17 protein-coding genes and 1 tRNA gene are annotated in these 21,533 nt (G+C 45.5%); 4 read left to right on the top strand and 14 right to left on the bottom strand.

The features are described from left to right. The first annotated feature begins 50 nt into the window (after window positions 1–50). A complete protein-coding gene (locus IPL34_RS16290; protein WP_296842527.1) occupies window positions 51–3,920 on the top strand; it encodes an N-6 DNA methylase in 3,870 nt (1,289 codons plus the stop codon). 137 nt (window positions 3,921–4,057) lie between these two features. Here the strand turns inward: IPL34_RS16290 and IPL34_RS16295 are convergent. The 10 genes from IPL34_RS16295 to IPL34_RS16340 form a co-directional block, all read right to left on the bottom strand. Further along, window positions 4,058–4,134: transfer RNA gene (locus IPL34_RS16295), tRNA-Pro, on the bottom strand. 68 nt (window positions 4,135–4,202) lie between these two features. Next, window positions 4,203–4,637, bottom strand: a complete 435-nt coding sequence (locus tag IPL34_RS20765) for a MerR family transcriptional regulator (protein ID WP_366931068.1) — start codon at window positions 4,635–4,637, stop codon at window positions 4,203–4,205. Then, window positions 4,615–4,920, bottom strand: a complete 306-nt coding sequence (gene ihfA, locus IPL34_RS16305) for an integration host factor subunit alpha (RefSeq protein WP_020560936.1) — start codon at window positions 4,918–4,920, stop codon at window positions 4,615–4,617. The genes IPL34_RS20765 and ihfA overlap by 23 nt, the downstream gene beginning before the upstream one ends. 19 nt (window positions 4,921–4,939) lie before the next feature. Continuing rightward, window positions 4,940–7,324, bottom strand: coding sequence for a phenylalanine--tRNA ligase subunit beta (gene pheT, locus IPL34_RS16310; RefSeq protein WP_296842530.1), 2,385 nt, complete (start codon window positions 7,322–7,324; stop codon window positions 4,940–4,942). A 15-nt stretch (window positions 7,325–7,339) separates the two neighbouring features. Then, window positions 7,340–8,359 carry a phenylalanine--tRNA ligase subunit alpha gene (gene pheS, locus IPL34_RS16315; protein WP_296842531.1) on the bottom strand — a complete coding sequence of 340 codons (1,020 nt, stop codon included), beginning with the start codon at window positions 8,357–8,359 and terminating at the stop codon, window positions 7,340–7,342. An 88-nt stretch (window positions 8,360–8,447) separates the two neighbouring features. Beyond that, window positions 8,448–8,807 carry a 50S ribosomal protein L20 gene (gene rplT, locus IPL34_RS16320; RefSeq protein ID WP_296842533.1) on the bottom strand — a complete coding sequence of 120 codons (360 nt, stop codon included), beginning with the start codon at window positions 8,805–8,807 and terminating at the stop codon, window positions 8,448–8,450. Window positions 8,808–8,821: 14 nt separating this feature from the next. Then, a complete protein-coding gene (gene rpmI / locus IPL34_RS16325) occupies window positions 8,822–9,022 on the bottom strand; it encodes a 50S ribosomal protein L35 (protein ID WP_020560932.1) in 201 nt (66 codons plus the stop codon). Window positions 9,023–9,092: 70 nt separating this feature from the next. Then, window positions 9,093–9,680, bottom strand: coding sequence for a translation initiation factor IF-3 (gene infC / locus IPL34_RS16330; protein WP_296843079.1), 588 nt, complete (start codon window positions 9,678–9,680; stop codon window positions 9,093–9,095). A gap of 3 nt (window positions 9,681–9,683) precedes the next feature. Then, window positions 9,684–11,612: a threonine--tRNA ligase gene (gene thrS / locus IPL34_RS16335; RefSeq protein ID WP_296842536.1), complete on the bottom strand. Its 1,929-nt coding sequence runs from the start codon at window positions 11,610–11,612 to the stop codon at window positions 9,684–9,686. A gap of 318 nt (window positions 11,613–11,930) precedes the next feature. Next, on the bottom strand, window positions 11,931–12,437 hold the full coding sequence (locus IPL34_RS16340) for a copper chaperone PCu(A)C (protein ID WP_296842537.1): 507 nt from the start codon (window positions 12,435–12,437) through the stop codon (window positions 11,931–11,933). Window positions 12,438–12,683: 246 nt separating this feature from the next. Between IPL34_RS16340 and IPL34_RS16345 the strand changes: the two genes are divergently transcribed. Next, window positions 12,684–14,474, top strand: a complete 1,791-nt coding sequence (locus tag IPL34_RS16345; RefSeq protein WP_296842539.1) for an AAA family ATPase — start codon at window positions 12,684–12,686, stop codon at window positions 14,472–14,474. Between the two features lie 28 nt (window positions 14,475–14,502). Here the strand turns inward: IPL34_RS16345 and IPL34_RS16350 are convergent, their stop codons facing one another. Genes IPL34_RS16350 through IPL34_RS16360 form a run of 3 tightly spaced genes read right to left on the bottom strand, consistent with a single transcriptional unit; the run spans window position 14,503 to window position 18,548 of the window. Continuing rightward, window positions 14,503–17,820: a tetratricopeptide repeat protein gene (locus tag IPL34_RS16350; RefSeq protein WP_296842541.1), complete on the bottom strand. Its 3,318-nt coding sequence runs from the start codon at window positions 17,818–17,820 to the stop codon at window positions 14,503–14,505. Window positions 17,821–17,878: 58 nt separating this feature from the next. Then, window positions 17,879–18,070, bottom strand: coding sequence for a hypothetical protein (locus IPL34_RS16355; RefSeq protein WP_296842542.1), 192 nt, complete (start codon window positions 18,068–18,070; stop codon window positions 17,879–17,881). 10 nt (window positions 18,071–18,080) lie between these two features. Then, a complete protein-coding gene (locus IPL34_RS16360) occupies window positions 18,081–18,548 on the bottom strand; it encodes a hypothetical protein (RefSeq protein WP_296842543.1) in 468 nt (155 codons plus the stop codon). Window positions 18,549–18,791: 243 nt separating this feature from the next. Between IPL34_RS16360 and IPL34_RS16365 the strand changes: the two genes are divergently transcribed. Then, window positions 18,792–20,012 (top strand): argininosuccinate synthase, encoded by a 1,221-nt coding sequence (locus IPL34_RS16365; RefSeq protein ID WP_296842545.1) that lies wholly within the window; start codon window positions 18,792–18,794, stop codon window positions 20,010–20,012. Window positions 20,013–20,102: 90 nt separating this feature from the next. Then, the gene (locus IPL34_RS16370) at window positions 20,103–20,597 is read left to right on the top strand and encodes an NYN domain-containing protein (RefSeq protein WP_296842546.1); all 495 of its coding nucleotides are present in this window, start codon (window positions 20,103–20,105) and stop codon (window positions 20,595–20,597) included. Here IPL34_RS16370 and IPL34_RS16375 read toward each other — a convergent pair. Continuing rightward, the gene (locus IPL34_RS16375; RefSeq protein WP_296842547.1) at window positions 20,594–21,517 is read right to left on the bottom strand and encodes a TraB/GumN family protein; all 924 of its coding nucleotides are present in this window, start codon (window positions 21,515–21,517) and stop codon (window positions 20,594–20,596) included. The two genes, IPL34_RS16370 and IPL34_RS16375, sit on opposite strands and share 4 nt — an antisense overlap. Window positions 21,518–21,533 lie beyond the last annotated feature (16 nt).

Genomic DNA, 21,533 nt, shown 5'->3' on the forward strand with positions numbered 1-21,533 from the left:
TAGCTGCAATTGCTTACACTACTCACTCTGTTGCTTAGACTGAATACTTTATGACTACGACCCTAGCTCCTGCCCCTACTTCGCTGGCTCAACAACCTTGGCTAGTGAATACCCTATTGGATGATGTTTATCTCAGTCAAAAAGCCCAAGTACTGAGTCAAAGCAGTGCACCAGATGAATTACTGGCATGGTTAAACACTCATTTCGCCGCTAAAAAGCTGCAAACCCGCAATGAAACGCAACTGGAAAAAGAGTTTATCGATCCTTTACTGCGCTACTTGGGCTGGTGTACTAATGCTTATCAGGTGTCTTTCACGGTACAGGGCAAAGAAGCGATACCCGATTACTGCCTCGTTGCGGATCAAGCGACCGTAGACCAGCTACTCGCTGCTAAAGATCACACGCTGATTAGTGCTATTTGCGAATCCAAAGCATGGGGTAAAGCACTGGATACGGGCAAAGCAGATCGTAAACTCAACCCGCATCATCAATTGCAAGATTATCTCAGTACTTTACGGGTACGCTTTGGCTTTTTAACCAATGGGCATATTTGGCGTATTTACGACACTGAAAAAATCACCGCTAAAAAGACCTTTATTGAATTTGATCTTGCGGGCTTATTGGCTGAACCCAATCCTAGCTATCAGGCGCAAGGGTTAGCCTTATTTGCGTTCTTTTTTGGGCAGGCGACTTATGCTAATCCTGAACAAGTGGGGCAAAACTCCGCCATTGAGGACACGATTCGAGACTCGCAAAATTTTACTTTAGAGGTAGAGGAAAATCTAAAAGCGGTTATTTATGGTTATGCGGGGGAGGAATCGTTATTTGAAATGATGGGTAAAGCGTTACAAGGCGCGAATCCTAAAGCCAGCTTAGCCACTTTGTATGAAAATAGCGTCGTGCTCTTATTTAGATTGCTGTTTATTGTTTATTTTGAAGATAAAAACCGCACTCTTTTAGCGACTCACCCTTTTTATCAGCGCTATAGTTTAGAACACTTATATCAGCAGCTTGCACAGTATAATAGTGAGCGCCAAGCCCTGTATGATGGTAATTTTTCTCTTAAACAACTCTTTGAGCTATTAGATCAAGGGGCGGAGGATATTGATATTCCGCTGTTTAATGGTGGCTTATTCGACCCGCAACGTGCACCCTTACTACTAACCCCTAAACTCTTTAATAATAGAACACTGCTCTCCATTTTAGAAAAATTACTCTATAAAACTAAACGCGGCACAACACTATTTGACGTGCGCCGTGATTTTAAAAATATGAGTGTGACTCATTTAGGGCGTATTTATGAGGGCTTATTAGAATTTCGCTTTGAGTACGCCGCAGAAGATGCGGTGTATTTGGAGTATGAAAGTACTTCTACTAAAGGCAAAGCAGTTGAAGCTTATTATGATCATTATGACCTAGCTAAACTGCGTAAAGAAAAGGGATTTAAAGTCTTACGTGAAACGCCGATTAATAAAGGCGCTATGTATTTAAAAAGTGCGAGCAATTCACGTAAAACTACCGCTAGTTATTATACTCCCCCCTCTTTATCTCAGCCCCTAGTCAGATTAGCACTCGATCAAGCCCTTGCGCATCATGCTACGGGTAAACAACTGATGGATTTAAAACTACTGGATAATGCGTGTGGTAGTGGGCATTTTCTGGTGGAGGCATTAGGGTATTTAACCGATTTAGCCCTTGCGCGATTAGAACAAGATGCCGATTTAAAGCAATTAGTGAAAGAAGAACGTGCTAAAATTCTCAGACAGCTCAAAGCCCTGAATTTAACTTATGAACCCGAAGATGCACAGATTCTCAAGCGTGCCCTATTAAAGCGCTGCATTTTTGGCGTAGATTTAAATCCCTTTGCGGTGGAATTGGCTCGGCTCTCGTTATGGATGGATAGTTTTATTTTTGGCACGCCCTTGTCTTTTATTGAGCATCATATTCAACAAGGCAATGCGCTGATGGGGGCAACGATTCAGGAGTTTTTGGATTATAACGCGGTCGAAACTCTGCAAAATGATTTATTCGTCGATAACTTTGGCGCTCGGTTTGATGAATTGCGCACCGTCATGGAAGAGCTGGATGCCATGCGCGACACCACAGCCGATGAGGTGGGGCGTTCTAAGCAATTGTGGAAACAACAGATTGAGCCGAAATTGCGCTTATTAGCGCGGGCTTTGAGTTTTATTTGTACGCGGCAGGCGTTAATTGCAGAGGGTAATACTAAGGCGGCGGAGTTATTGGATAAAACGCAGGGGTTGGTAGGGCAATTATTTGAGGAGCGGTCGACTAAAAGCGCGGTTTTGAGGCAGATTGAGGATTATAGTGCGCGGTATCATTTTTTCCATTATGAGGTGGCATTTCCTGAAGCGTTTGCGCGGCATCGGCGCGGGTTTGATGTGATTGTGGGGAATCCACCGTGGGATAAGACTAAGTTTGCTGAGACTGATTTTTTCCCGCAGTATCATAGTAATTATCGTACCTTGAAAAATAGTGAAAAAGCACAGGTTAAAAACCGCTTACTAGAGGTCGCTTCGATTCAAGAACATTATGAAAAAACCAAGCATTATATTGATGTGGCAGATGAATACTACACTAAGGCTTACCCTTTAAATAAGGGTGCGGGTGATGGTAATTTATTTCGCCTATTTGTCGAGCGTAATCTGGGCTTATTAGCACAAGGAGGGAGCTTAAATTATGTGCTACCTAGTGCTTTAATGTTTGAGGAAGGCTCTACGATTTTGCGTAAACATATTTTCAATCAATTTTCTGTCACAACTTTCTGGAGTTTTGAAAATCGAAACGGAATTTTTCCTGATATAGATTCACGCTACAAATTTGCGCTTATGCAAGTAGTCAATCATCCCAATAAGGAAGAGGATAATGCCTTTATTGACTTAGCCTTTTATATTAAAGAGGCGAGTGAGCTAGTCGATCCAACTAATAGAATTTCTTATTCATTACGTACTTTAAAAACGCTATCTCCACAATATTGGGCATTGATGGAGTTGCGTAGTCGTAAAGATTTACCAATTTTAGAAAAATGCTACTCGGCTTTTCCGGCACTGTCTGAAAACTGGTTAAACTTCAGACGTGAATTACATATGACGGATGATAAGCATCTTTTTATAGAAAGCCAACAAGCTGATTTGATTCCACTCTATGAAGGTAAAATGATTTGGCAGTTTAATCATCGCTTTGAAGTGCCACAATACTGGTTAAATCCTGAAGATTTTGATGCAGCCATGCAAAGTAAAGAGCTGTATCGCATGGCACAGGATTTAAATATTAATAAAGCGGAGGCAAGCAAGCATATTTCTGCTATACGTTATGATCGTGAATTTATAAAAATTGGTTTTCGCTCAGTAGCTAGTGATACTAATGAAAGAACCTTAGTATTTTCGCTTTTACCTAAAGCTATTGGTTTAGGTAACTCGATTTACTTTAATGTTCCTAAAACCTACATTTTAAACTGTGATGGAACTGTATCTACCCAAACGACATCATCATTACAAATATTATTTGCTTTAGGTTGGTTTAATAGTTTGATAGTGGATTGGTTAGCCCGCCAAATGATTCAAATGAATGTCAATCAAACCTATCTCTACCGCCTCCCTATCCCCCAACCCAGCGATGAGGACATACGCACCAACCCCGACTACACCACCCTCGCCAAAAACGCCCTAATACTCAGCCTCATGGCAAACTGGGACGACTTCGCCGAACTCGCCCCCCTATTCAACCTCACCCCACAACACCTCCCCAAAAGCGACAAAGCCCGCGACAAACTCCGCGCCGAAAACGACAAAATCGTCGCCAAACTTTACGGCATTACTCAAGAAGAACTAGCCCACCTACTGCAAAGCTTCAAAGTGCTCCAAAACAAATATCCAGAGTACCTAACGATATTAAATTAAATCATGATTAAAGGATTAAGCTGTGCAGAAAACAATAGTGAGAAGTGCAGAAAAACCCCAGCATAGTGGCTGACCGCCATTTAAGCGCCACTTTTACTAGAGTGAAAAAATAAGTATTTGAAAAATAAGAAGATAAATGGTCGGGGCGAGAGGATTTGAACCTCCGACCCCCACAACCCCATTGTGGTGCGCTACCAAGCTGCGCTACGCCCCGACCGAAGAGGCGCACAAGATACCCTAACTCTTAGTAAAGTACAAGTGCATGAACTAAAAAATCTAAAGCTAATGACGTAATACCTTGACCGTCGCCTCTAGCTGGCGAATGAGCTGCTCTAAATCCAAGCCATCCGGAAAAGGCTTCAGTACTCGTGGCTCTTGCATCACCTTAATAGCCTCACTCTCTGCCAAGCGCTCTACCAATGACACCAAAGGGGGCGGTGGAGTAGCGCTATCCACCAACTGCTGCCGCGCACCGCTAATCGTATAGCCTTGCTCGTATAACAGCGCCCGAATACGCCGCACCATCAACACATCGTCACGTTGATAGTAGCGCCGATTACCCCGTCGTTTCATAGGCTTTAGAGAAGGAAATTCTTGCTCCCAGTAGCGCAAGACATGCGTCTTAACGCCACAGAGATGGCTCACTTCACCAATAGTAAAGTAGCGCTTATTGGGGATTTCAGGTAATTGATCATTAGGAATCAATGCTTCCTGCATAGGCTTCCACACGTTGTTTAAGTTTCTGACCGGGGCGGAAAGTCACAACACGACGTGCCGAAACCGGAATTTCTTCACCCGTCTTAGGGTTGCGTCCGGGGCGTTGGGTCTTATCCCGTAGCATAAAATTACCAAAGCCCGATAATTTCACATTACGCCCTTCCCCTAACGCTTGGCGAATTTCCTCGAAAAATAATTCCACCAAATCCTTAGCTTCACGCTTATTTAAGCCCAATTCTTCATATAACTGCTCAACCATATCAGCTTTGGTCAAAGTCGCCATTTCTATTAATCTCCTTTTTTTAACGTAGGGTAGCACCTGTTTCTGTTTCTAAAGCGGCTACCACAGTTGCGACAATCGCATTGACTTCCGAGTCCTCAAGAGTGCGGGAAGCCTCCTGAATAATCAAGTTTAAAGCAACACTTTTTTTACCCAATTCAACCCCTTGCCCCGTATATAGATCAAAAATAGTCCAGTTTATCACCTGCGGCGGCGCGGACTTCGCAATCGCACGTTCTAATGACTGGGCTAATACATGACTATCCATCACTAAGGATAAATCACGCCGAATCGCGGGGAATTTAGAAACGGCACTATATTTAGGTAAACGCGCTGCTTGTAAATACTCCAAGTCGAGTTCAAACAACAATACGGGCTGATCTAAACCTAAAGTATGCTCTAATTGGGGATGTAACGCCCCCATCCATCCCACTACCTGCTCTTGAGTAGCAATTTGCGCACATTGCCCCGGATGCAGGGCGGCATGTACCACAGGAATAAAATAGAAGGTTTCCCCAGACACTTGCGCCAATAGCGCTTCCACATCGCCCTTAATATCAAAGAAATCGACATTGCGCTTAGGGCTAGCCCATTGTTCTGGCTCATTTAAACCCGTAATCACCCCTGCAATTTTGCGTCTTTGCTGTAATTGCCCCTCTTCCATACTGAAAGCCGGCCCTACTTCAAATAAACGTACACGAGTTTGTTGACGATTCAGGTTATAACTCACCGCCCTTAATAGCCCAGACCACAAGGTACTACGCATTAAGCTCAATTCGGCTGAAATCGGATTCAGGAGGCGAATACGCTCAGCAACCGGACTTAATTGCTCTTCAATGGTTTCATCCACAAAACTAAAAGTGACCGCTTCCTGATAGCCACGCGCGATTAAAGGGGCACGCAATTGCTCTAAAGTGACCGACTCTTGCGAGGGTAGATGCAGCATTGGCTCTAAGGGGCGCATGACCGCAGGAATAGAGTCATAGCCCCGTACTCGTGCCACTTCCTCGATCAAATCTTCTTCAATCGCAATATCAAAGCGGGCTAAAGGTACTAATACTTGCCAACCCTCAGCCGTATCAGTCACTTCACAACCTAAACGCTCTAATAGGGCTTTTACCTCAGCACGCTCTAGCTCAATACCTAATACACGTTGAATACGTTGAGCACGTAACGTCACACTACGCTTAGTGAGTGCATCAGGATTGGCAATGGTGTCCACCACAGGCCCTGCTTGACCACCACAAATCTCTAGCACTAATTGAGTCGCACGCTCAAGGGCTAGGGCGCATAAATCAGCCGCCACGCCACGCTCATAGCGATAGGATGCATCGGTTTGTAAACCGTATTGACGCGCTCGCCCGGCAATCGCTTGGGGTGCAAAATGGGCACTTTCAAGGAATAAGTCGGTGGTATCCAGACTGACTGCTGTACGCTCGCCACCCATAATACCCGCAATAGCCACTGCTCCCGCCTGATCAGTAATCAGTAAAGTATTCTCTTTTAATTCAATGGCTTGACCATCGAGTAAAGTAATGGCTTCACCTTGCTGGGCTAGACGAACATTAATCTCACCTGCTAATTGATTGAGGTCAAAGGCATGCATCGGCTGCCCTAGCTCAATTAGCACATAATTCGTAATATCGACCAAAGGCGCGATACTACGTAATCCTTGACGGCGCAGCTTTTCCTTCATCCAGAGTGGAGTGCTAGCCTTAGCATTCACACCTCGAATCACCCGTCCTGCATAACGGGGACAAGCCTCAGGCGCTGCTATAGTGACCTTAAAAGTATCTTGGATACTCGCTGGAATAGTAGGAATAGTTGGAGGGACTAACGATGCACTCGTAAGTACACTCGCTTCTCGCGCTACCCCTGCAATACTCAAACAATCACCACGATTAGGGGTAATGTTTAATTCCAGTACTCGATCATCTAGCTTTAAATAATCACGGATAGGAGTACCCACCGGAGCATCAGCAGGTAAATCTAATAAACCATCAGACTTATCTGCCATACCCATTTCCGCCGCCGAGCACAGCATACCCTGTGACTCCATACCGCGTAATTTGCCTTTTTTGATGGTTAAAGTACTACCATCAGGCATAGGTAATTTAACTCCAATGAGTGCTAAGGGCGCTTTCATCCCTGCACGTACATTGGGTGCACCACAGACAATCTGGAGTACTTCATCAGTACCGTATGACACCGTACACACATTAAGCTTATCGGCGTCAGGGTGCTTAGTCACTGTTAATACATCAGCCACCACAATACCGGAAAAGGCAGTTGCGACGGGTTCTACTCCTTCGACTTCGCAACCTGCCATGGTTAATTGATGTCCCAACTCATCGAGTGATAGGGACGGGTTACACCATTCGCGTAACCAAGATTCACTGATTTTCATCGAGCCTACCTCTGATTAATGGAATTGAGTCAAGAAGCGCACATCATTATCGAACATGACGCGCAAATCATTAATCTGGTAGCGCAGCATGGCTAAGCGCTCTACTCCCATACCAAAAGCAAATCCGGTATAGGTTTCACTATCAACCCCGACATTTTTTAATACATTGGGGTGTACCATGCCGCAGCCCATGACTTCTAACCATCCGGTATGTTTACACACACGACAGCCCTTACCTTGGCAATGCACACAAGTAATATCGGTTTCAGCCGAAGGCTCAGTGAAGGGGAAGAAGCTCGCACGGAAGCGCGTTTCTAAGTCATCGACCTCAAAGAATTCACGGAAGAAGGTTTTTAAAATCCCTTTTAAATCCGCAAAAGTAATATCGGTATCCACCATTAAGCCTTCCATTTGATGGAACATCGGGCTATGGGTCATATCCGAGTCACAACGGTACACGCGCCCTGCGGCAATAACGCGCACCGGAGGCTGGTGGTTCATCAAATGGCGAATCTGTACCGAGGAGGTATGAGTACGCAGTAATAAACCATTTTGTAAATAAAAAGTATCGTGCATCGCGCGTGCTGGATGCGTTTCGGGAATATTGAGCGCGGTAAAGTTATGAAAATCATCCTCGATTTCAGGTCCTTGCGCCATTTGAAAGCCCAATTGCCCAAAAATCTCACTCATGCGTTGGATGGTTAGCGTAACCGGATGCAAGCCCCCTTGCTGCATACCTCGACCGGGTAGAGTCACATCAACCGCTTCAGCCTCTAAGCGTGCATTTAACGCTTCTGTTTGCAGCACTGCGCGTCTTGCATCGAGTGCCTCAATCAGAGTCTGTTTGACATTGTTGATTTCTTGACCCGCTGCTTTGCGCTCTTCAGGCGATAATTTTCCCAACTGTTTCAGTTGCTCAGTTAATAAGCCACTTTTACCCAGATATTGCACGCGGACTTGATCGAGTGCGGCGAGACTGGCAGCTTGGGAGAGTTGCTCATGTGCCTGCCCCATGAGTTCCAGCAAACTTTGCACGATAATTCCCTTATAGTTTGAAAACAAAAAGCGGGAAAGGCTCTGCACCCTTCCCGCTCAAGACTTTCACTTGTCAATTAGCAAAAGATTAAGCAGCCAAGGCAGCCTTTGCTTTTTCCGCTAATTGTCCAAATGCAGCAATGTCATGTACAGCTAAATCAGCCATCACTTTACGGTCTACTTTGATGCCTGCTTTATTTAAGCCATTGATGAAACGGCTATAAGACAGATCATACAACCGCGCAGCCGCATTAATACGTACAATCCATAAAGCACGGAATTGACGTTTTTTCTGACGACGGTCACGGTAAGCATATTGACCCGCTTTGATTACCGCTTGATGAGCGGAGCGGTAAGAACGGCTACGGTTACCATAATAACCTTTAGCCTTTTTCATAATTTTCTTGTGACGGGCTCCAGCCTGTACACCACGTTTAACTCTTGCCATTTCTCAGATACTCCCTAAGCGTAAGGTAATAAGCGGTCAACCATTTTTTGATCGGATTCGTGTACACGATCCACACCAACTCGTAATTGACGTTTACGCTTAGTAGACTTTTTAGTCAGGATATGGCGCATATGAGACTGTTTACGTTTAAACGTGCCATTAGCTGATTTGCGGAAACGCTTGGACGCCCCGCTGTGCGATTTCATCTTAGGCATCTTTGACTCCTAATAAGAGGATTAACAACATTCTGCGAGAGTGCCTAACCTCAACAGAATGACAACCGATTTAGGTAGGGTTAGTAGTAGCCGCAGGCGCATTAGACGCGTTTGACTGATTACTAGCCCCCCCTCCTTGTGATTTTTTCTTCGGTGCTAGCACCATGACCATTTGACGGCCTTCCAGCTTAGGAAATTGCTCGACTACACCATACTCAACCAAGTCCGCCTCAATACGCTTAAGGACTTGCATTCCTATATCACGGTGCGCCATTTCACGCCCACGGAAACGTAAGGTCACTTTAGTTTTGTCACCCTCTTCAAGGAATTCCATTAGCTTACGTAGCTTAATTTGATAATCCCCGTCATCCGTTCCCGGACGCAATTTGATTTCCTTGACTTGGACTTGCTTTTGCTTTTTACGAGCAACGCTAGCTTTCTTACTTTCATCGAAGCGGAATTTGCCGTAATCCATGATCCGACAAACCGGCGGTTTGGCATTGGGCACAATTTCCACCAGATCTAATTCCGCTTCATAAGCCATAGCCAACGCATCACGCGTGGATACGACGCCTTTGTTTTCACCGTCCGCATCAATTAAACGAATTTTCGGGATATTAATATCACCGTTTATGCGGTGTTCTTTTTCGGCAATTATGGGTTAGTCCTCCAATAATGATAAAGTGCGACTATTAATTTGTTGGGTGAGACGCTGAGTCATATCAGCGATAGCTAACGATCCTAACTCTTCACCACTACGTGTGCGCACTGAGACAGTATTTGTTTCAACCTCGCGGTCGCCAACTACCAGCAAATAGGGTATACGCTGCATAGTCCGTTCGCGGATTTTAAAGCCAATCTTTTCATTTCTCAAGTCAGCAATGACGCGAATACCTGCATTACGTAATTGATCTACGACACTTTGCACATAATCCGCCTGACTATCGGTAATATTCATCACTACAGCCTGCACTGGACTGAGCCAAACGGGGAATTTACCTTCGTAGTGTTCAATTAAAATACCCACAAAGCGCTCTAATGATCCAAACAACGCTCGATGCAGCATTACCGGACGTTGACGCGAATTATCCTCAGCAATGTAGGCTAAATCAAAACGCTCCGGTAAATTCATATCGACTTGTAACGTACCGCATTGCCAATCGCGTCCAATCGCATCGCGTAATACAAACTCTAATTTAGGACCATAAAATGCACCTTCACCGGGGAATAAGGTATAAGGCATGCCTAAATTATTCAGCGCACTAGCGAGTGCACCTTCTAATTTATCCCAAATCTCATCCGAACCAATACGATTTGCGGGGCGAGTCGAGAGTTTAATAATGACATTATCAAAGCCAAATTCGCGGTAAATATCGAGTACTAAGCCTACGACCTTTTTGCACTCGTCTTCCATTTGGCTTTCAGTGCAGAAAATATGCGCATCATCCTGTGTGAAATGGCGCACCCGCATTAAGCCATGTAATGCACCGGAAGGCTCATAGCGATGAACTTTACCAAATTCCGCCATGCGCAAAGGTAATTCACGATAGCTTTTTAAACCCTGTCCAAACATCAGCATACCGCCCGGACAGTTCATAGGCTTGAGCGCAAATACACGCTCATCCTCGGTTTGCGTAATGAACATATTTTCGCGGTAATTAAACCAGTGACCAGACGTTTCCCACAGGGCGCGATCCATCACATCAGGGGTATTAATCTCGACATAGCCCGCCTGCTCTTGGCGCTTACGCATATAGCTGATTAAGTTTTGGAATAAAGTCCAACCTTTAGGATGCCAAAAGACTGAACCAGGCGCATTTTCATCAAAATGGAATAAATCTAGTTGGCGACCAAGTTTACGATGATCACGTTTTTCCGCTTCCTCCAACATATGGAGATAGTCATTTAGCTCTTTTTTATCGCCCCATGCCGTACCGTAAATGCGTTGCAACATGGCATTTTTAGAGTCACCGCGCCAATACGCTCCCGCCACCTTCATTAATTTAAAGGCTTGGATTTTGCCAGTACTGGGTACATGTGGACCGCGACATAGATCAATGAAATCGCCTTGTTTATACAGTGATAGCGTCTCGCCTGCTGGAATATCGCGGATAATTTCCGCTTTATAGTGCTCACCCATCTGTTCAAAGAACTGGATAGCTTCATCACGCGGCATAGTGCTACGTTCTACCGGTAGATTTTGGCGCACAATGTCTTGCATGCGTTTTTCAATCGCGGCTAAATCTTCCGGTGTGAAAGGATGTGAAGTCGCAAAGTCATAGTAAAAGCCCTTATCAATCACAGGGCCAATAGTCACTTGCACTTCAGGGAATAATTGCTTGACCGCTTGCGCCATTAAATGCGCGGTGGAATGACGTATTACCTCAACCCCTTCAGGGTCTTTGGCGGTAATGATGCTTAATTGAGTGTCTTGATCAACGACGTAAGAGGTGTCAACTAATTGACCATTCACTTTTGCAGCTAAAGCAGCTTTACCTAAACTAGGGGCAATGCTACTGGCAATGGCTTGAACGGAAAGGGGTTGATCGAAGTGGCGTTGATTGCCATCGGGTAGAGTAATGACAGGCATTTATTATGCTCCAGTGGTGATCCATACGACAGATCACATAGTTTGTAAAGGGCGCATCATAGAGGGATTTGCAGGTAAAAGCAAAAAGTACTCAGGATCAGATTAGTTAAAAAGCTGCTACCCACCGATAACTGGCTTAACTTATATCAGGTTAAACGCTTTAAATTACAGGAAACTTAAAGGTCACTATGATTCCTCTTCAAATAACCGCATAACAAACCGTATAGAAACCAGAGCAAAAACTACAGCTAATAAAACTCTATAATTCAGTAGGTACTTACCCCATTATAGGTAAGTACTCCCTAATCAAGATAAAACTTAGTGCATATGTGCGCTATGCCCCATACCATTCATTCCCGCAGGCTTAGCCACCTCTTGAATCGGTACTTCAAACTTCATTTGGCTATTATCATCAAACGTCAATGTGACTGAGGTTTTCTCGCCCACCTTCATATCCTGCTTAAGCCCAATCAACATCACATGCAAACTACCGGGCTTTAATACCGTTTGCCCCAAGGCGGGAATATCCATCTTAGGCACTTGGCGCATTTCCATCACCCCATTGTTATTCAAAGTAGTATGTAACTCAGTTACCTTAGAGGCTGGGCTACTCGCCGCTTTGATACTAAAAGGTGTTTTAGACGGATTGACTAAGGTCATGAAAATAGCACTATTCATCTGTCCCGGAGGCACAGCACGCGCATAGGGGCTATAAACCTTAATCGTGTTAGCCGCTACGGGCTTAGCTGCTGTTTCAGCCTGTACCGCACTTAAAGTCATACCCCACACACCCAGTACCGCTAAACTGGCTAATACTTTATTCATGACTCATAACTCCTCAATTTATTGATTACTTTAAATTACCAGACAGAGCAAAATTCATTCCAATATACAAATGATAAACAAATCAAATGACTGGCAGCTTTATTCATTCCTAGCCATTGCTAGATTGTGTTAAAAAACACAAAAACGGGGCATTTCACACACTCACCGCTTTAAACTATAAGCCATGCCTAACACGCCACAATCCCTACCGTGCTATAATGCCTCCAGCTCTTTTTGGAGATCGTCATGCTTAAACTACCCTACGGTATCAGCAATTTTCACACTGTTCGCAACGAAGGTTACTACTACATTGACCGTACCGCTTGTTTGCCGGTGCTAGAATCGTCCGGTAAGCAGTTGGTGTTTTTGCGTCCGCGTCGCTTTGGTAAATCCTTGTTCTTGTCGATGCTAGCTTATTATTACGATATTCACCAAGCTGAGCAGTTTAAAGGCTTATTCGGTAATCTCGCCATCGGTTCACAGCCCAGCGCTGAACACAATCAGTATTTAATCTTGCGCTGGGATTTTTCCAAAGTGTCAGGACAAGGCACGATTACCGAAATTAAGCACAGTTTATTTAGCCACTTAAATATTAGTATTGAAGGTTTTGCCGCTAAGTATCAGGCTGAACTCAAAAAACCTATTGTTATTAATTCAGAGGATGCGATTGCCTCCTTTCAATCCTTATGTAGTGCTTTGAGTTTTGGCGAGCGCAAACTGTATTTACTCATCGACGAATACGATAATTTTGCTAATGAAGTATTGATTCACCAAAACGATGGACAACAGCGCTATAAAGATTTATTGGCGGGCGAAGGTATTGTCAAAACGCTGTTTAAAGTGATTAAGGCCAGTGCCGCAGAAGGGGCAATTGCACGAGTGTTTATCACGGGCGTGTCGCCCGTCGTGCTAGCAGACATGACCAGTGGTTATAATGTAGCAACCAGTATTTATTTGAATGAAGAATTCAATCAATTGTGTGGCATCACAGAAGTTGAGCTAAGCCAATTGGTGCAACAAGTAGCACAAGAGTCTTGCACTGAACAAACTGATTACCAAGCGCTGCTAACCACTATGCGTGAATACTATAATGGCTATCGCTTCTGCTACGACCTCAATTACCCCACCATTTACAATCCAACCTTGTGTTTTTACTTCCTGCAATATTACCAACGCCGTTGCCAAGCGCCGTTTGAAATGCTCGATGGCAATTTGGCAATGGATGCTGGGCGCATTCGCTATATGGCGAAATTACCTGCTGGTGCTCAGGTCATCGAACAGATTTTGGATGATGAAAACCCAGTCACCGTGAAACACCTTGCTACGCAATTTGGCGTGGAGCAATTGAACGAGCTGCGTACTAATCCTGATTATATTGCTTCGCTGATGTACTTTTTTGGTGTACTTACGATTGTCGATATTCAAGGTTTGAACAAGTTGGTGTTGAAAGCCCCTAATTTAGTGACCAAAGCGCTGTATGTGGAAGAATTTAAGCGGCATTTGTTCCCCGAATCCCGCGAACGCCAACGTTTGCAATCCTTGGTGGAGGACTTCTATCAAAGCGGTGAACTAGAGCCTTTAGCGGATTATTTAGAGCAAACCACGCTTAGCACCTTAAGCAATCGTGATTATCAATGGAGTAATGAGCTGACGATTAAAATGGCGTTTCTCACCCCGCTGTTTGATGACAGTTATTATATTATTGATTCGGAAGCCACGGTGCGGCGGCGCTATAGTGATTTGGTGATGATTATTCGCCCTAGCTTGCGTGAGACACTGCCAACTTTGCGCGACTTGGTGCTGGAGTTTAAATACCTGAAGCTGAGTGAGGTGGGTATGAGCGGCACTCAAGTGCGTGAATCTTCGCGGGAAGCTTTGTTGCAATTGCCTGCTGTGCAAACGCAGTTGCAAGCCGCATTGGAGCAGCTAGAAGATTATCAAACCACGCTGGTGCAGCGTTATCAGCAACCCGAACGCTTGGTATGTTTGGCAGTGGTCGCGGTAGGCTTTGAACGGGTGGTGTGGCAGCGGTTGTAAGTAGATTTACCTTAGGCGCTAAGCCTGCTTACTCACGACTGATTTGCAACAGCGCTTCCCAGCCAGCCAAACCACCTGCTAAGCCTATTTGTGGCGCAAGTGATTCTAGTGCTGCCAGTGCCTGAGCATGACCAATTTCTTTGGAAACCGCATAAGCTGCTACCCAAGTAGCTACAGCTTGCTGTATTTCCTGATTTTGCGCTTGAATGTGTCCCATATTGATCAAAGTGGCGCACAAACCATATTTATCCCCAATTTCCTGTCTTATAGCGAGCGACTGTTGCAGGTAGCGCAGCGCCGTGTCGTAGTCGCCGCGTGCTCGAAATATCTGAGAGATATTGTTCAGGGTCGCACCTTCCCCCGATTTATCCCCAATTTCCTGTTGAATAGCGAGCGCCTGTTGCAGGTAGCGCAGCGCCGTGTCGTAGTCGCCGCGTGCTCGAAATATCTGAGAGATATTGTTCAGGGTCGCACCTTCCCCCGATTTATCCCCAATTTCCTGTCTTATAGCGAGCGCCTGTTGCAGGTAGCGCAGCGCCGTGTCGTAGTCGCCGCGTGCATGAGCTGCCGTAGCGATATTGTTCAGGGTCGCACCTTCGCCCGATTTATCCCCAATTTCCTGTTGAATAGCGAGCGACTGTTGCAGGTAGCGCAGCGCCGTGTCGTAGTCGCCGCGTGCAGCATAGATCTGAGAGATATTGTTGAGTGTTTTGCCTTCGCCCGATTTATCCCCAATTTCCTGTGTTATAGCGAGCGCCTGTTGCAGGTAGCGCAGCGCCGTGTCGTAGTCGCCGCGTGCATCATAGATCTGAGAGATATTGTTGAGTGTTGTGCCTTCCCCCGATTTATCACCAATTTCCTGTCTTATAGCGAGCGACTGTTGTAGGTAGCGCAGCGCCGTGGAAAAATTGCCTGTATGGAGGTATTGTATGCCAATTTGATTCTGCGTTTGTGCCAGTATTTTGGGTGGGTGGGATAACGCAAGGGACGGCTCCAGATAATCCTTGATCAAGGTGCGATAAAGCCCGGCACGATTTAACACACCCGTAATACGCTTAAGCAATAGTGCCTGTGCCTTCTCCACCTCGCCACTGGCTAATAACACCTCATGCACCCGCAGTGCCAAATCAAGCCGTGGCCGCGCCTCCAACAAATCATCATGCAAATACAAAGCCGCTGTTTTCAGCGTATTCGCCGCCACCTGCGCACCCTGTTGTTCCAAATAATCCCGCAGTAGCGGCGCAAGCTGATAATCGGTGTCGGTAAATTCCCGATTATCGATGCGCTCCACCAAAGACACCGCCACCAGATTATTCAGATAATCCACATGCTCCGCCCGCTCTGCTAAGGCGGGTTCAACCCACAAGGCCAGCACCGAAACCCCTTTCATCGGCACCGCCACGGGATAAGCCATTAAACGCCGCAATAATTCCCGTTCAGCTTCACTGCGTTGTGCCAAGACCCTAGCTAAAGCCATATCGGTCTGACTTTCCCCTTTCGCTTGATCCAGTGCAGTTAAAAAAGTGCTTTCCTCACTGAGTGACATGCCCTGTGATGCCTTCACAAAAAACTCAAAGGCACGGAAATTACCGCCTAAGACCTCATACACTTCACGGCTACGCTGATGAGCAGACAACTCGCTCAACAATCCACGCTGCCGCGCAAAAGCAATAAAATCACTAAACGCGGGCTTCTCCAACGCATGATGCGCCGCTTGATCCCAATCCGGCAGACACCAACGCGAGGTAAGGATTAAACGTAGACCCTGTTGGCTTAGCCCTTTAGCTATATTTAACCACCCTGCTAGGGTTTTATCCGTCAAGGCTCGACTTTGTGGGTCTTGCACCGATTCCAGATTATCCAAAAACAATACCAGCTTGCCTTGATATTGCATTAATAAACACTGCAACAAAAATTGTGCCTGTTGCTGTTCATTTAAGCGCGGCTTTTGTGCATCATACTTAGGACTGATTTCAGGAGCTAAACTCAGCTCCATCCCTCGCACAAACTCCGTCCATTCATTGCCAGCGCGCGCTGAATAGGCAAATACCTCAAACCCTGCTTGTTTCAAGCTATCGCACAATTTACCCGCTAATGCGGTTTTACCCATCCCCCCCGCCGCACTCAACAATAATTGTTTTTGTGTGCCATCCAATAGCGGTTGTAGCAGTTGATACAGTTCTTTTTTGCGCCCTAAAAACTGCTGCGGCAAGCTAATCGCCTCCAAGGAGCGATTAAAATTCAGCGTGAAGGACTTAGGCTGTGGCGTAAATGACCAGTTAACTAAGGGCTGGGAAATAGTATGGCTAATCAAAATCGGCAAACACCATTGCTGCTGAATAATCGCCGTGCGCACTGGATTTGACTGTTGCTCACGCGAGACATAGCCAATGGTATGACTTTTAATAGCCGCCCGCGCCGCCTGTAGCGCCACCCCTAAGGGTTGTTTAGCCGCAATCCGCTGCAAAAAGGTTGTGGCAAATTCCAAACCCGCATTATCCAAAATCGACTCACGCATCCCGATCACATGTGGAATACCTTTTTGCGCCAAGCGAATGGTCAGACCATTATTCAGATCACGCGGATCAGACTTGCCACTTTCACAAGCCGACAACACCAGCGCCTGTACTTGGGTATTGTTAAAACAGTTGACCAACTCATCCTCGGACACCTCCAAACTATTGGCATGTGAGTCTTCAAATAAAAACCGCCCCTGATACGTATTATCCAGCGTATTGTGATGCAAGTTGCCATGCCCACTGAGGTACACCAAATGCGGCTGATGCTGTTGAAGAGCAGCTTTAAAACTCTCAAAACGCCCATCATCCGGCGCAATCAGTTGCACCAAACCCTGATCCTCCAGCGGAGCAATCGCTTGTAAGATATTAGCTTTCTCGTCCTCCACCTGTAAGCGTCCTCGCTCACCTCCATCCATAGGCATCGCGGCAAATAATAAAATCCGTAAAGGAGTGGTTTCGACGGCTGGCAAACGCGGGGCGGGCTGCATCGGGATACGCCGCGACAGCGTGAATCGCTCATCCTTCGCCAAAAAACCAAACTTAGGGTGATACAACGTTTCCCAAGCTAGACTCAGCACCCTCGGCTGATCAGTTTCAATCACCACATTTAGCGCTGCCTGTCCACTTTCCTGCTCGGCAGCGAGAAAAGCCTCATCACAAGCCAGCGCCTGCCATAAATGCTGTCCAACCTGCTGTAACTGTGCGTCCTCAATCACGACCTCAGCGCTATAAGCCTCGGCTAATTGTTTCGACTGCACAGCAAGATAGGGGTGATCACTCAGAAAATGAGCAGGGATAGCAATAATAAATTCGGGTAACGTGGACATATCACAGCCTTTAAAAACAGGGACAAAAAGGGAGTCTACGGCTTCATACCCAACCAGCTTAGTGGCTAGACTGGCGGTAAACCTCCTCAACAGGCGCTTTTTCCGAAGGCCGCTTTAAATCCAGTTCAAAATACTTCAGGCAAATCTCACACTGCACCTCAGCCGTTTGCTCACGCAGTGCCTCAGGTACAAGCACTCTGGTTTTTTTGCCACAATGCGGGCAGGTGTAATAACGAATTTCACTAGGCATTATCTTTCCCTTAAAACAAAGTGCTATAAATCGCCAAGGCGATCCCTAAAAAACTCAATAAACAAGACGCGGTTAATAAACGTAGTTTGCGCCGTGCAGATAAACGGAAATAGGTATTAATCGCCAGCGGTGATTCGCCAGATTCGTCCGCGCTTTGTGGGTCTTCAATCGCCAGCAAGGGATTCACACGGTACTTTTCTGCCGGAAACAACGATATAAAACTCAAAGCCGCCGCAAGTAACCACAGGGTAAACACCACGCCCAATACCAAGGCATTTTCCTTTGCGTCACCACCGGCTGCTAGCTTTAACACAGCGGCGTAAAGCGCAGGAATGGCCAGTTGCAGCTTGATGAGTTCCAAAGCGAATTTATCGAAGCGCTCCGCCTGTGCAGCAACGTCTTGATAAAAGCTAGTGACTAGAGCTTCTTCAGCTTTAGTTTTAGGGATAGCGTTAATTTTGGGAAGTTCGGAGGACACAAACCACTCCTTTTGGTTAAGGATACTACATCCTATCAACAGTGATTATATTTTAATAGAACTATAAACCGCTCATTGTGGTTATTACACTCACACCACTTCGCAATTCTGACCAATCAGCCCTTCAAAACGCTCAACGCTTGCCTACACACCTAATTAACAAGCTACCTCAAGTCGTTTATTTACCCCGCCGAGAGGCATATAATGCCCGCCTTTCAGGATTGAATTTTAAGGGTATTTGTGATGGCAAAAGATGTAAACAAAGTAGTACTGGCCTACTCTGGCGGCTTAGACACTTCGATTATTGTCAAATGGCTACAAGAAAACTATCAATGTGAAGTCGTAACCTTCACCGCTGACATTGGTCAAGGCGAAGAAGTAGAACCCGCGCGTGCCAAAGCACTGGCTATGGGGATTAAACCCGAAAATATTTATATTAATGACTTGCGCGAAGAATTTGTACGCGATTTCGTTTTCCCTATGTTCCGCGCTAATACCATTTATGAAGGCGAATATTTACTAGGAACCTCTATTGCACGTCCTTTGATTGCTAAGCGTTTAATTGAAATTGCCAATGAAACCGGAGCCGATGCGATTTCTCACGGTGCAACCGGTAAAGGTAATGACCAAGTGCGCTTTGAATTAGGCGCTTATGCACTAAAACCCGGTGTGAAAGTGATTGCTCCTTGGCGTGAATGGGATATGGGTTCGCGTGAATCCTTAATGGCTTATGCGGAAAAGCACAATATTCCAGTAGATTTCAAAAAAGCTGGCAAAAAATCACCTTACTCAATGGATGCTAACCTACTGCATATTTCCTATGAAGGCGGCATTTTAGAAGAGCCTTGGGCGGAGGCTGAAGAAGATATGTGGCGCTGGAGTGTGTCCCCTGAAGCCGCCCCCGATCAAGCCACTTATATTGACCTGACTTATGAGAAAGGTGATCCCGTTGCATTAAATGGCGAACGCCTAAGCCCTGCTGACATGCTCACACGCTTGAATAAATTGGGGGGTGAGAATGGTATTGGTCGCCTTGACCTCGTGGAAAACCGCTATGTGGGGATGAAATCACGCGGTTGTTATGAAACACCGGGGGGCACGATTATGCTTAAAGCGCATCGTGCGATTGAATCGATTACCCTTGATCGAGAAGTTGCGCACTTAAAAGATGAACTCATGCCCAAGTATGCGAGTCTAATCTATAATGGTTATTGGTGGAGTCCTGAACGTAAAATGCTCCAAACCATGATTGATGCCTCTCAGGTACACGTTAATGGTGAAGTACGTTTGAAGTTGTATAAAGGCAATACCATTGTAGTGGGTCGTCGCTCAGCAGACAGCTTATTTGACACTAAAATCGCTACCTTCGATGAAGATGGTGGTGCTTATAATCAAAAAGATGCCGAAGGGTTCATTAAGCTAAATGCGTTACGTATGCGCATTGCTGCAAATAAAGGCCGCTAGTCTATTGTTTTAAGGGCTTGTTACCTTTCACTAATCTACACTCTATTGATTAATACTCAATAGAGTGTTCGCAAGGTAGATGATAAAAATATGCAGCGAGTTAGTATTTTTGTTGATGTGCAGAACATCTATTACACCACCCGTCAAGCTTACGGGCGGCATTTTGATTACAATCGGTTTTGGGCTAAAGTCACTCACAACCGCCAAGTCATCGAAGCGAATGCTTATGCCATCAAGCGCGAGGATGATAAACAACAGCAATTTCAAAATATTCTGCGCGGTATTGGCTTTAATGTAAAACTCAAACCCTATATTCAACGTAGCGACGGCTCGGCTAAAGGCGATTGGGATGTGGGGATTACCGTGGATATTATGGAGGCTGCACCGGATACCGATATTATTGTGCTAGCCTCAGGTGATGGTGATTTTGAATTATTATTGCGCCGTGTTATGCAGCGTTATGATGTGATCACCGAAGTCTATGGCGTACCTTCACTCACTGCTAATAATTTAGTCCAGTGTGCTACCGAGTTTTATCCTATTGATACGCCTTTATTATTACCCGCCAAACCGACTTTGAGTTAGTCAACCTTAGCGGGTATACCGATACGTTTGAGCTTATAACCTTTTTGCTCTAAAAACCGGATGACACTTTCTGAACCACCCAAGTGTCCCGCTCCCACCGCAAAAAAGTATCTGGTATTAGGATTGGCTTTAAGCTTAGCATCCATACGTTCTGCCATGATCTTATTGCGCTCATTGAGTAAGAGCTGAATAAATTTTTGCTGTAAGACTTGATCGGTATCGGGTGCGGATAGTTTTTGCATTAACTCCACTAGATTCTCCACATTCCCCTCTAAATACCATTGCATCATCAACTCATTAATATCTTGTGCTTCATAAGCATTAAGCGACTCCTCTAGCATCCTAATCTGCTCGTCTTCTGTAAAACGATCAAAGTACCCGACTTGCTCAAAAGCGGTTTCTATCCCACCCACCTCTTTATTCAGCTCTTTGGCTTGATGATACAGCCGAATATCTAAAGCAGGTCCTGAAGTATTATCAGGCACTGCCACTAAAGTAGATACCACCCACGTTTTTAAATTACCCAGAGCCTCAACACTTAAAAAGGTACTAGTCGAACGCAAATGCTCATCCAAACGCTCTAATAAAGGGGAAGGGAGCACCTGATTTAATTGTTTGCCATCAGTACGCATCATGGCTTGGCGGGCAGCGAGCAACTCGGCAAATTCCATAGGAATTTCGGTATACACAGCATCACTACTCCTTAAGGCTAAATCTACCGCCAAGGGGAGTTTATCTAAACGCTTATCAGCTAAATGAATCGTGCCAAATAGCCAAGAAGGACGCTCACCCTCAATCACCCATAGCATAGGCTGCTTAACTTCAGTCAAACGCTTAGCCTGCACCCCAGCGCTCAGACTAAACAGACAGACTATAGCGATTAGACCTAGGTGTACTAAACGTTTAGCAAAATCCAACATTATGTTATTCCTTGAA

The organism is Thiofilum sp., from assembly GCF_016711335.1.
Classification (GTDB): Bacteria; Pseudomonadota; Gammaproteobacteria; order Thiotrichales; family Thiotrichaceae; genus Thiofilum.